13 protein-coding genes are annotated in these 10780 nt (G+C 73.8%); 2 read left to right on the top strand and 11 right to left on the bottom strand.

Annotated elements, in window-relative coordinates:
* Positions 1-89: 89 nt before the first annotated feature.
* The 9 genes from ABWK99_RS08885 to ABWK99_RS08845 form a co-directional block, all read right to left on the bottom strand.
* Positions 90-368, bottom strand: a complete 279-nt coding sequence (locus tag ABWK99_RS08885) for a hypothetical protein (RefSeq protein WP_372594341.1) — start codon at positions 366-368, stop codon at positions 90-92.
* 240 nt (positions 369-608) lie between these two features.
* A complete protein-coding gene (locus tag ABWK99_RS08880) occupies positions 609-1742 on the bottom strand; it encodes an alcohol dehydrogenase family protein (protein WP_372594340.1) in 1134 nt (377 codons plus the stop codon).
* Between the two features lie 102 nt (positions 1743-1844).
* The gene (locus ABWK99_RS08875) at positions 1845-3239 is read right to left on the bottom strand and encodes a threonine/serine exporter ThrE family protein (RefSeq protein ID WP_372594339.1); all 1395 of its coding nucleotides are present in this window, start codon (positions 3237-3239) and stop codon (positions 1845-1847) included.
* 90 nt (positions 3240-3329) lie between these two features.
* Positions 3330-4286 (bottom strand): patatin-like phospholipase family protein, encoded by a 957-nt coding sequence (locus ABWK99_RS08870; protein ID WP_372594338.1) that lies wholly within the window; start codon positions 4284-4286, stop codon positions 3330-3332.
* Complete coding sequence (locus ABWK99_RS08865) at positions 4283-5614, bottom strand: phosphoribosyltransferase family protein (protein ID WP_372594337.1); 1332 nt, start codon at positions 5612-5614, stop codon at positions 4283-4285. The genes ABWK99_RS08870 and ABWK99_RS08865 overlap by 4 nt, the downstream gene beginning before the upstream one ends.
* Before the next feature lie 88 nt (positions 5615-5702).
* Complete coding sequence (locus ABWK99_RS08860; RefSeq protein WP_372594336.1) at positions 5703-6794, bottom strand: ScyD/ScyE family protein; 1092 nt, start codon at positions 6792-6794, stop codon at positions 5703-5705.
* A gap of 107 nt (positions 6795-6901) precedes the next feature.
* Positions 6902-7378 carry a hypothetical protein gene (locus tag ABWK99_RS08855; RefSeq protein WP_372594335.1) on the bottom strand — a complete coding sequence of 159 codons (477 nt, stop codon included), beginning with the start codon at positions 7376-7378 and terminating at the stop codon, positions 6902-6904.
* A gap of 131 nt (positions 7379-7509) precedes the next feature.
* The gene (locus ABWK99_RS08850; RefSeq protein WP_372594334.1) at positions 7510-7701 is read right to left on the bottom strand and encodes a hypothetical protein; all 192 of its coding nucleotides are present in this window, start codon (positions 7699-7701) and stop codon (positions 7510-7512) included.
* Positions 7698-8297, bottom strand: a complete 600-nt coding sequence (locus ABWK99_RS08845; protein ID WP_372594333.1) for a hypothetical protein — start codon at positions 8295-8297, stop codon at positions 7698-7700. The genes ABWK99_RS08850 and ABWK99_RS08845 overlap by 4 nt, the downstream gene beginning before the upstream one ends.
* A 153-nt stretch (positions 8298-8450) precedes the next feature.
* Here ABWK99_RS08845 and ABWK99_RS08840 point away from each other — a divergent pair, with 153 nt between their 5' ends.
* Together ABWK99_RS08840 and ABWK99_RS08835 are read left to right on the top strand one after the other, a co-directional pair.
* The gene (locus tag ABWK99_RS08840; RefSeq protein ID WP_372594332.1) at positions 8451-8894 is read left to right on the top strand and encodes a nitroreductase/quinone reductase family protein; all 444 of its coding nucleotides are present in this window, start codon (positions 8451-8453) and stop codon (positions 8892-8894) included.
* Positions 8891-9610, top strand: a complete 720-nt coding sequence (locus tag ABWK99_RS08835) for a M50 family metallopeptidase (protein WP_372594331.1) — start codon at positions 8891-8893, stop codon at positions 9608-9610. The genes ABWK99_RS08840 and ABWK99_RS08835 overlap by 4 nt, the downstream gene beginning before the upstream one ends.
* Positions 9611-9612: 2 nt before the next feature.
* Here the strand turns inward: ABWK99_RS08835 and ABWK99_RS08830 are convergent, their stop codons facing one another.
* Both ABWK99_RS08830 and ABWK99_RS08825 read right to left on the bottom strand, forming a co-directional pair.
* Positions 9613-10104, bottom strand: coding sequence for a hypothetical protein (locus ABWK99_RS08830; protein ID WP_372594330.1), 492 nt, complete (start codon positions 10102-10104; stop codon positions 9613-9615).
* 87 nt (positions 10105-10191) lie between these two features.
* Complete coding sequence (locus tag ABWK99_RS08825) at positions 10192-10662, bottom strand: SRPBCC family protein (RefSeq protein WP_372594329.1); 471 nt, start codon at positions 10660-10662, stop codon at positions 10192-10194.
* Between the last annotated feature and the right edge of the window lie 118 nt (positions 10663-10780).

The raw sequence follows: 10780 nt of genomic DNA, 5'->3' as shown, positions 1-10780 counted from the left end.
GAGATGAACTCGTGCTCCGCGATCGTGGCCACGTCGCCCCTTCCGGTCGTCGTGCCCAGTATGGGCCGCGGGCTCCCTCGCCGGGAAGGTCAGGGCACGGCAACGGTGACGGTGACCCCGCCGTAGCCGTTGACGAGGTCCCTGCCCTCGACGGTGACCTCGGTGACGCCGTCCGGGATGACCACGGAGCGCTGGGTGCGGGTGAAGGGCTGCTCGGTCGCGTGGTCATGCCCCAGCTCGTGCTCCCCCAGCGTCGTGCCGTCGGGGCCGAGCACCCGCCAGCCGTCGGCGTAGCGCTCGGGCGTGTCGTAGGGCGAGGAGATCGTCACGACGACGTCGTAGCCGTCGGCGGTGGGCCGCAGCTCCACGGCAAGGACCTCGGGGAAGGGCTGATCCGCCGGAGTGGTCGGCCCCGCGGACGCGGTCGTCCCGGGGTCGCCCCGGCCGCTCGCACCCGACCGGAGGGTGGACTCGCCGGGTGCGGCACCCGAGCAGCCTGCCGCACCGACGGAGAGGAGGAGCGCGAGCACCGCGGCGCGACACGCGGGGAGCGCCGCCGGCCGCCTTCCGGCACGCACCGCTCCACGGGCTGCACTCCGGCGCACCGCTCAGCTCCCCCGGGTCGTGTGGTCGTCCTCCGCCGGCGGGAGCAGCACGAGCTTGCCGACATGGCGCTTGGCCAGGAAGGCCTCCTGGGCCTCGACGATCCGGTCCAACGGGAAGGTCTGCGCCAGCACGGGACGGATCTCCCCGCGCTCGACGTAGGAGACGAGGTCGCCGAACACGCCCTCGTCCCACGTCGTGGACCCGAACATCGTGAGGTCCTTGAGGTACAGCGTGCGCAGGTCGAGGCTCACGATCGGTCCGGCGATCGCGCCGCAGGTCGCGTACCGGCCCCCGCGCCGCAGCACCGCGAGCAGGGCAGGGACCTCCGGTCCCCCGACGGTGTCCAGGACGACGTCGACGCTCTGCTCACCGAGCGCCGCGACCGGGTCCTCGCCGCGAGGAAGGGTGCGCTCGGCACCGAGGGCGCGCAGCGGCTCGAGCTTGGCGCGGCCGGCGATCGCCGTCACGTGCGCACCACGCCGCCGCGCCAGCTGCACCAACGCCGATCCGACCCCGCCGGAGGCCCCCGTCACCAGGACCCGCTCCCCCGCGCTCACCCCCGCACGCTGGAGCATGTTCTCCGCGGTGCCGTAGGCGCACGGCACGGTGGCCAGCTCGGCGTCCGACCAGTCGCTCTCCACGGTGAAGGCCTCGTCGGCGGGGACGGCGAGGTACTCCGCGAAGGCCCCGTCGACGTCCACCCCCAACCAGACGCCCGCCTGCTCGGCCGCGTCCGCTTGTCGCATGCAGGAACGCACCAGGACCCGGTCTCCGACCCGCTCCGGGTCCACGCCGGGCCCCACCTCCACCACCCGCCCGCAGCAGTCGGCGCCCTGGATGAACGGGAAGGGCGTGGGAGCGTTCCAGCCCCCGTCGGGCCGCTGGTCGTCCTGCGTCACCGATGTCCCGGCCGTGTCGGAGGTGACGGCGGCGGAGTACCAGCCGAGCCGGGTGTTGATCTCGGTGTTGTTGACGCCCGCCGCGAGGACCCGCAGCAGCACCTCACCCGGGCCGGGTACGGGCACCGGCACGTCGCGGAGCTCGAGCCGTTCGTAGCCCCCGTTCCCGGTGGTGACGACGGCTCGCATCAGCCGGGCACCCTCGGTGGCCTCGAAACGGTCCCGCTCGGCTGTCATCCGGTCGAACCTTCCGTCGTGCGGTCAGGGCCGCCGCACGCTCGGTGCGCGATCGGCTCCCGCTGCGCCCATTGTGCCGGGGACTCCCGCGGTGGGCCCGTCCTAGGCCCAGCGGCTACGGGCACGCTGGGAGGCGAGGCGCACGGGTGCGGCGAGCAGCTCGCCGAGGGTGACACCCGCCGCGAGCCCGAGACCGACCGTGGCGGCCCCGAGCAGCACCTCGGCTCCGTCGCCGAGGCTGCCCGTGTCGTCCACGATGAGGAAGAGCCCACGGTAGATCGCCAGACCGGGCAGGAGCGGGACGATCCCGCAGGCGGAGGCCACCAGGGAGGGCACCTTGAGCCGGACGGCGAGGGACTCCGCGACGAACCCGACGAGCAGGGCCGCGCCCGCGCTCGCGACCGCAGGGCCGACGTTCAGCTCGCGCAACGCGGCGAAGGTCGACCAGGAGAGCATCCCCGCGACAGCCGCCACCAGTGCCGCGCGCGGCCGGGCGTAGGACGCGACGGCCCACGCACCCGCCACCACCCCGGAAGCCAGGACCTGCACGACGGGGCTCACCGCGTCGCCCGCGTTCTCGACGACGTCGAGCGTGACCCCCAGCCGCCGTGCGACGTCGAGCACACCACCGATGCCGACGACGATCCCGACCGTGAGCACGAGCACCTCGAAGACCCGTCCGTTCGCCGTGACGGGGAATCCGCTGATCGCGTCGTCCGCCGCGCCGACGAGGGACAGGCCTGCCAGCAGCACGACGATCCCGGAGGCCACGACGAGCGACGGGGGGATCGTGGCGAGCTCGATGGGAAGCCGCGGGACGAGCACGAAGAGCAGGACGGCGACGGCCGTGGCCACCCCCGCTCCGGCGGCCTGCAGGAAGAAGGGCGGGATCCCCCGTCGGCCGAGGGAGCGCACGACCCGGTCGATCATCGCCGTCGAGAACCCCGCCACGAGGGCCACCCACACCGTCCCGCCGAGCAGCACGGCCACCGCCGCCGCCATGAGCGAGAGCACAGCGGTCACCACGGCGGCCCGGTAGGAGTGCGGCGCGGCCAGGATGTCGTCGAGCCGCGCGTGCGCCGTCTCGAGGACCTCTGCCGCCTCCTCGTGCGGGATCGAGCGGCCCGTGAGCTCGCGCGCCAGGGCGTGGACCTCCGCGAGCCGGTGGTAGTCGGTCGTCCGGTTGCGGGCCACGCGCATGACCGTCATGGGTACGTCGGTCACACCGGGGTCGTACGACGCGGTGATCGAGGTGAAGGTGAGGTCCACCTGGCAGTCCGCCAGACCGAAGGCGCCCAGGACCCGCTGGATCGTCCCGGTCACGTCGGCGGCAGCGGCACCGAGGGAGAGCATCGCCTCGCCGATCCGCAGCCCGAGCTCCAGCACCCCGTGGACGGTCTCGGGTGCCAGCCCTGCCGTGCGCGCACGTGAGGCGACCGGGTGCAGGGGCGCGGTGCCGATGACACGGTGCGCCAGGTCCCGCACGTGCCATCGCATGCCCCCGACCCTACGTGCTCGGGACGACCCCGAGGGCAGGCCTGCGGACGGTCGCCGCCCCCCGACGGCCGAGCGACCGGCGCGTGCCGATCAGGCCCTGGTCCGCTTCGGGCCGATGGGCAGCGCGGGAAGGGGCCCCACCGAGGGCCGGCCACGCCACGGCCCGACCCGCCGCGATCCGTCGTACCGGGCGAACGGCTCCCCGTAGAGCCCTGGCCCGTGGACCTCCAGGGCGGCCAGCTGGCTGCGCGCCGCCACGTGCGCATCGGTCATCAGCGCCATGCTCTGGTCGAAGTCGACCATGGAGACCCATCGCGCGGGCGGGGCGTCGAGCACCACGACCGGCACCGCGGCGGCGACGGTGACCAGGGCGGACTCCAGCTGGTTGCGCAGCTGGATCGCGGCCACCCGCGTGAGCACGTCGGTCACGGTGCGGTAGGTGCCCCGGGGGCCCGGCACGGTGCAGTCGAGGACCACCATCGACCGCGCCCCCCGGTCGAGGGCCTCGCGAACCGGCACGGTGGCCACCGGTCCGCCGTCGACGAGCAGGTGCCCGTCGACGGTGACCGGGGGGAAGACACCGGGGATGGCTGCGCTCGCCAGCAGCGCAGGCACCAGGGGTCCGCCGTCGAGGATCCGCGCGCCCCCGGTGTCGAGGTCGAGGGTCACGGCGACGAACGGGATCTCGAGCTCCTCGAAGGTCTCCGCTCGCAGCATGTCCTCCGCTACCTGCTCGATGCCCTCGGTCCCGAGCAGGGAGTTCGTCGGCTGGGTGAGCCGCCACGCCAGACCGAGCAGGTTCCGCGGGAGGATGTCCCTGCGCTCGAGCTCTCCCCACACCGTGCGCAGGCGCGTCACTGCTCCGTCCGGTCGCTCCGCCAGCACCGCCCCGTTGAGCGCGCCCACGGAGGTCCCCACGACCAGGTCCGGGCGCAGCCCGATCTCCTCGAGGGCCTCGAGCATGCCGACCTGGACCGCGCCGAGGCTCGCGCCTCCGCCCAGCACGAAGGCGACCGGCCGTGGCAGGCAATCGACGAGGTCGCTCACGAGGGCACGGTCCCGCGGCGGTCGGGCTCGAGGAGCAGGTGCTCGACGAACCAGTCGCGGGCCAGCAGGGCCACCTCGGTCAGGGTGCCGGGCTCCTCGAAGAGGTGGGTCGCCCCGGGGACGACGACGAGCTCGTACGCGCAGTGCATCAGCTCTCCCGCCCGGCGGTTGAGCTCGAGCACGGTCCGGTCCGCGCCACCCACGACGAGCAACGTCGGTGCCTCGACCTCCCCGAGTCGCGCCCCTGCGAGGTCGGGGCGTCCCCCGCGGGAGACCACCGCCGAGATCCGCGAGCCCTGGTCGGCTGCCGCGACGAGTGCGGCTCCGGCCCCCGTGCTCGCCCCGAAGTAGCCGACCCGGACGGATGCGCAGTCGGGTCGCTCGAGCAGCCATCGCGTCGCGCCGGTGAGCCGTCCGGCGAGCAGGTCGATGTCGAAGACCTGCGCGCGGTCCTTCTCCTCGTCCGTGCTCAGCAGGTCCAGGAGCAGCGTGCCCAGTCCGGCCCGCTGCAGGACCTCGGCGACGGCCCGGTTGCGCGGGCTGTGCCGGCTGCTGCCACTCCCGTGCGCGAAGACCACGACCCCGCGGGCGGCTCCGGGGAGCGCGAGGGACCCCCGCAGCGTGATCCCTGCGACGGGGATGGCGACCTCGTCCTCGAGCCCTGGCTCGGTGGCGTGGCCGCGGTCGGCGGCGTGGCGTGACGCGGCCTCGTCGAGCAGGGCGACGACCTCGTCGTCGCTCGTGGCGCTGAAGTCCCGGTAGTGCTCACCGACGGACCGGGAGCGCCGCGGGCTGGACACGCAGACGACCTCGTCAGCACCGGGAAGCCCCGCGGCGATCTCCGGAGGGGCGACGGGCACCGCGACGACGACCCGGGAGGCGCCGAGCTGACGGGCGACGCGGCATGCCACCCGCATCGTCGAGCCGGTCGCGATGCCGTCGTCGACCACGACCGCCACGCGGTCGGTCAGGTCGATCCGGCCCCGACCGGCGCGCAGCAGGGCGACGCGCGCGTCGAGCGCTGCCCGTTCCTGGCGCTCGACCTCGGCGAGCTCGTCGTCGGAGACCCGCATGGCCGCCTGCACGCGCGCATCGAGCACCCGGGCCCCGCCCTCACCGATGGCACCCATCGCGAGCTCCGGCTGGTACGGGACGCCGAGCTTGCGGACCACGATGACGTCGAGCGGCGCCCCCAGCGCCTCGGCGACCTCGAAGGCGACCGGGACCCCACCCCTGGGGAGGCCGAGGACGACCACGTCCTGGCCGCGCAGATGCCCCACGCGACCGGCAAGGGCACGGCCGGCGTCGACCCGATCGGCGAAGATCATCGCTCGTCCTCCCGCACCCCCATCCTCCTCGCGTCGGAGCGGTGCGGCCACCGCGAGGGTCTCGCCGGGGGCGGCGCCGACCCGTGGGTCACGGCCGGAAGCTCACCACCGAACCGTCACCGAAGGTGTCGATCGAGGCGAAGAGGCGACCGCCGGACCACTCCAGGCCGGAGGGCTGGTTCAGCTCCTTCACCGTCGACACCCCGTGGCTGCGCGGAGCGATGGCCGAGATCCGGTTGCCGAAGAGCTCGGCGACGTAGACGGTCCCGTCGGGTGCCACGGCGACGTTCGTCGCGCCGGCGAATCCCGAGGCGAGGAGCGTCGCCCCACCCGTGCGCGGGTCCACCCGGTACACGGCGCCGTTCGCCCCGAGGCTGCCGTCCTCAGGGCCGCCGGGCAGCACCGAGACCACGAGGTGACCGCGGCCGTCGACCTCCACGTCGGTCGGGACCGACTCGAGCGCGAACTCGTGCCCGACGACGCACGGATCGAGGCCGAAGCCGGCTGCCGTGTCCGCATCGATCGCGACGAGGACCGGGGGCAGGACGGCGACGGTCCGGATGGCGCCGCGACGGTCGACAGCGAGGAGGGCGTTCGCACCGGCGTCCGCGACGTAGGTGACTCCGCGGCTCGTGACCGAGCCGTACGGGTGGGAGTCGATTCCTCCGGTGTACGGCTGGAGCTCCGGCGGCAGGGTCGCCGCACACTCCGGCGTCAGGCCCCTGAAGCCGTACTCCACGACCCCGTCGGGGTTGACCGCGGTCTCGTGCGCGAGGATGTCCACCGTGGTGACCGTCCCGCGACGGTCCATCCGCCGCAGGACGGCGCTGGTCGCCACGACGAAGTCCCCGGTACGTTCACCCCAGGTCAGCGTGCCGTCGGAGACCGAGACGGCGACCACTTCTCCCCCGGTGGGCCCGACGAGGTCGGTGCTCGCCCCCGAGGGGCCGACGCGGGACAGCGTCCCGCTGAAGGCCTGGCCGACATACAGCGTGCGTCCGACGACGTCGAAGGTCAGCGGGCCGGCGAGGTGCTCGGCGACCACGACCGGGTCGCTCGCGTGGTGGCCGGGGCCCCCGGCCCTGCTCCCCTGGTCCGCGGCGGCGGGGACGGCCGCAGCCGCAGCAAGGGTCGCGGCCAGGGCAGCCGCGACGGTGGTACCGACAAGTGATCGCCTCATGTCCTGCTCCTCGAGAACGGACGTCTGGCCCGTCTGGGCCTGAGCGATCAAGTGTGACGCGCGTCACGTCTTTTTGTCGATACTCGGCGCGCGACTGCCCGGTCCCTTCAGAAGGCGGCCTCGAAGGCGGCCTGCAGCTCCGGGGTCAGCTCTCCGCTGTACCCGCAGAGGTTGACTAACCCGCCCTCCCCGGTGATCAGGTACGCCCTGCCCACCTGGAAGTCGATCGTGCCGTTGAGAGCGATCTGCGCGCCGTCCGGGACGCTCACCGTCACCTCGGACGCCTCAGGCCCCGCGTACCAGCGGTCCACCCGGAGCACGGCGCCCTCGTCCGTCAGGTCCGTGACGGTGCCGGCGAAGGCGGGCGACATGCGCGCGAGGTCCTCGACGGTGAAGGCGAGGCAGATCGATGCCGCACCGCCGTCGGCGGGGAGCATCAGCTCGATGCTCTCCGCGGAGCTGCTCCCCGCGAGGAGGTCCGCCGCGACGAGCCCGGCCCCGCCGAGGACGGCGAGCCCCGCTGCTGCGACGAGCAGAGGTGTCCGCCGTGATCGTGCGACCCTCTGGTCGGCTGAGATGGTCATCGCATCCTCCCCTGGTGCTCGGGCACGGGAGGGCCGGGTCATGGGCGTCGATCGGGGCGCCCCGGAATCCCTTCCGCTACCCCTCTTGTGTCGGGAGCTCGTCGATTCCTTCAGCCGTGACCTCCGGGTGGTCAGCGGCCCCGGGCCGGCGCCGTGGAGGCGGCCACCACACCGAGGACGACGCCGACCCCGCTGAGGATCGCCAGCCAGACCACCGTCGTCGGCAGCACCCCGAAGACGAAGAGGACGAGGGCGACGCCCAGTCCGAGGAAGAGGCCCGCGAAGAAGCCGAGGATCGGACGACGCTGGACGTGGGTGCTCATGACATGCCTCCTGCCGTGGCCCGTGCCGCCCCGCCAGGAACGACCTTCGTACCGGCGAACACCGCCGAGCCCATGAGGAGCCCGACCAGACCGAGCCCCGCCCCGATGAAGAAGATCGGTGACGACGTCGGCGACCCGGTACCCGTGACGAATCCGCTCGCCTCGCAGGAACCGCCGGTCCCGGTGATCGTGCCGGTGACCGGGATGACCATGGCGCCCTGCAGCGCCCAGGTGGCGGGGCCCGGGAGGTCAGCGAGGCTCTGCACGCCGTCCCGCGTCGTCTCGCCTGCCGCGTTGTCGACCGAGCCGCTGCTCAACGGCAGCCCGGCGATGGTCACCGACCACGAGCCGTCCTGGATCACCGCGTCGGTGCTGCCACCCCATTCCACGGTGCCGTCCGGGTCGATCTGGAACGGGTCGTCCTGCGTCGCCCCCTCACCGGGCGCCTCGGCGGTGTCGAGGATGGCTCCCGAGGCGTCCTTCGAGGTGAAGGAGCCGGAGCACCCGTCGGCCTCGGCCGCCGAGGCCGACGCCGGGAAGGCGAGAACCGCGGCCACCGCTCCGGTGAGCGCCAGGACCTGTGTGCGTCTTCTCATCGCAGACCTCCCTACGCTGCCCGACCAGCGGCGGGGTCCGTGATCGGGTCCGTCTTCCGAACGTACTCCGACCGGTCGCTGCGCACCGGAGGTTCGACACCCGCTGGTCGGTGCCTCGTCTCGGAGCACAGCCCGCCCTGCGAGGATGGCCCCATGCCGAGCAGAGTGACCCTGACCCTGATGAACGCCGTGCACCGAGGCCTGATCGCCGTCTCCCGGGGGAAGGCGGGCTGGTCCATGGGCGGGATGCCCGTCCTCGAGCTCACCACGACGGGCCGCAGGTCCGGCCGGCAGCGCTCGACGATGCTCACGGCTCCCCTGACCCTCGACGAGGGCATGGTCGTCGTCGCCTCGCGGGGCGGGGACCACCAGCACCCGGCATGGTTCCTCAACCTGCAGGCCGACCCGCACGTGCAGGTCGCCGCCGGCGGCGCAGCGCCTGAGCCCATGGTCGCGCGCGTCCTGACCCCCGCCGAGCGTGCGGAGGCCTGGCCGCGGATCACCGCGCGGTACCGCAACTACGCCGGGTACCAGGAGCGCACCGCACGGGAGATCCCGCTCGTGGTGCTGGCGCCGGAGTCCTCGTCGACGCCGTGACGAGCGCCCTCGCCGAGCTCTGGGCGAGGGCGACGACCGTCCAGGCGGCGCCCGAGCGCGACGTGGTGCTCGTGACCGCTGCGGTGGCACTCGCCGCGGTCGTGCTGCCCACCGCGTGGAGCATCACCCGGCATGCGCTGACGGTGGTGCACGAGGGCTCCCACGCCCTGGTCGCCGTGCTCTCCGGCAGGAGGCTGGCCGGGGTGCGGCTGCACTCGGACACCTCCGGCCTGACGGTCTCGGTCGGCCGGCCACGCGGCCCGGGGATGGTCGCGACCGCCTTCGCGGGATACGTCGGCCCTGCGGTGCTGGGCCTCGGCGCCGCGGCGCTCCTGCGCAGCGGGTACGCCATCGGGCTGCTCTGGCTGCTGCTGGTCGCCCTTGCCCTCCTGCTCCTGCAGATCCGCAACCTCTACGGGCTGTGGGTCGTGCTCGTTGCGGGTGTCGCGCTGGCCGCGGTGAGCTGGTCCGCTCCCCTCGCGTGGCAGGTCGGGGTGGCCTACACGGTCACCTGGTTCCTGTTGCTGGGCGCCCCGCGGGCCGTGGTCGAGCTCCAGACCTCGCGGCGCAGGTCGGGCCGAGGCGGCGGGTCGTCCGACGCCGACGTGCTCGCCCGGCTGACCCATCTCCCCGCGGTCCTGTGGGTCGGGATGTTCTGGCTCGTGTGCGCGGGAGCGCTGGTGCTCGGCGGCTGGTGGATCCTCGGGATCGGTTGAGCTCAGCCGCAGAGGAGCGCGTCCACCGCGGGCGTGAGGTCGCGCACCCGGTCGCGCTTGATGGCGACGAGCGGCGAGTCTCCACCCAGCTCCGGGTTCGGTCGCAGGATCCAGGCTCGGGCGGCCTCCTCCCCCTGGACCCGGGCGATCCGCCCCCAGGCCTGGTGGGCCGCCCTCAGCCGTCTCGCCGCATCCGGACCGGGGAGCGAACCGCGAGGTGTCGCCCAGTCGACGGCGTGCTCCTTGGTCCTGGCCCCGGCCAGTGCCGCGACGGAGGCCGGGCCGAGGGCGTCGAGGAGCTCGACCACCCCGCTGCGCACCGCCGCGTCCCGCACGGCCAGCGCCGCGAGGATCTCCTCCTCGGGATCCGCTGCGGCACGCGCCTCGTCCACGGCGCGCTGCAGCTCGCCCTCGGCGCGCTCGACGGCCGTGACGGCATGCCGCACGGCGGCGAGCCGTGCCTCGGTGGTCGGAGGCCCTGGTCTCTCGGTCATGGGTCGATCGTCGCACCTCCGCCCGTCCCGCAGACGCGGGGAACCGCGCGTGCCAGAGACCTCCCGGCGGGGTGACCGGATCCGGGCTCAGCCCGCCGCGGCGAGGGCTTCCGCTCGTGCGGCGATCTCGGCCAGGTCCCGACGCATCGCGCGACGCGTGACGAGCAGCCCCAGGCGGCCGAGCACCGCCATCATCACCCGCGAGCCCACGGACGGACGGACGAGCTCGGCTCCGAAGACCATCCGTAGCTCCGTGCCGGTGCCCGACGGCGTGAGGGTGAACCTGGTCGTGTAGGTGACCCCGTCGGACACCGCCTCGACCGTCGTGGACCGGGCGGCGTCGGCTTCCGTCACCCACATCTCCTCGGTGCTCTCCTTGCCCAGCATCGTCCGGGTCTCGCGCCACCGGAACCCCGGGGCGTACTCACCGGGGGTGAGCACCTCGATCCGGCTGACGCCCGAGAGGGTCTGCGCCGCTCCGTCGATGTCGGTCAGCACGGCCCAGATCGCGCCGGCCGGAGCGGCCACCTGCTGACTCAGCTCGAACTGATGCGTCATGTCTGACCGTCCTCCGCCCGGGATCGTCCGGCCAGCCTGTCACGATCCGGCTCGCGATGGACCGGGAGCCCGTCCGTCGCGGCCGTCGACGGGCTCGCCCCGGCCGCGGGAGTCGGTC

Origin of the sequence: Actinotalea sp. (assembly GCF_041597215.1) — a bacterium.
Lineage (GTDB): Bacteria > Actinomycetota > Actinomycetes > Actinomycetales > Cellulomonadaceae > Actinotalea.
The sequence above is the reverse complement of the archived record's forward strand: the minus strand, read 5'-3'. Positions and strand labels throughout refer to the sequence as shown.

Excerpts from the sequence above, each read along its gene's own strand:
- ABWK99_RS08880 (WP_372594340.1), bottom strand. The coding sequence starts at position 1,742 with ATGACAGCCGAGCGGGACCGTTTCGAGGCCACCGAGGGTGCCCGGCTG.
- ABWK99_RS08875 (WP_372594339.1), bottom strand. The coding sequence starts at position 3,239 with ATGCGATGGCACGTGCGGGACCTGGCGCACCGTGTCATCGGCACCGCG.
- ABWK99_RS08865 (WP_372594337.1), bottom strand. The coding sequence starts at position 5,614 with ATGATCTTCGCCGATCGGGTCGACGCCGGCCGTGCCCTTGCCGGTCGC.
- ABWK99_RS08860 (WP_372594336.1), bottom strand. The coding sequence starts at position 6,794 with ATGAGGCGATCACTTGTCGGTACCACCGTCGCGGCTGCCCTGGCCGCG.
- ABWK99_RS08855 (WP_372594335.1), bottom strand. The coding sequence starts at position 7,378 with ATGACCATCTCAGCCGACCAGAGGGTCGCACGATCACGGCGGACACCT.
- ABWK99_RS08850 (WP_372594334.1), bottom strand. The coding sequence starts at position 7,701 with ATGAGCACCCACGTCCAGCGTCGTCCGATCCTCGGCTTCTTCGCGGGC.
- ABWK99_RS08845 (WP_372594333.1), bottom strand. The coding sequence starts at position 8,297 with ATGAGAAGACGCACACAGGTCCTGGCGCTCACCGGAGCGGTGGCCGCG.
- ABWK99_RS08840 (WP_372594332.1), top strand. The coding sequence starts at position 8,451 with ATGCCGAGCAGAGTGACCCTGACCCTGATGAACGCCGTGCACCGAGGC.
- ABWK99_RS08830 (WP_372594330.1), bottom strand. The coding sequence starts at position 10,104 with ATGACCGAGAGACCAGGGCCTCCGACCACCGAGGCACGGCTCGCCGCC.
- ABWK99_RS08825 (WP_372594329.1), bottom strand. The coding sequence starts at position 10,662 with ATGACGCATCAGTTCGAGCTGAGTCAGCAGGTGGCCGCTCCGGCCGGC.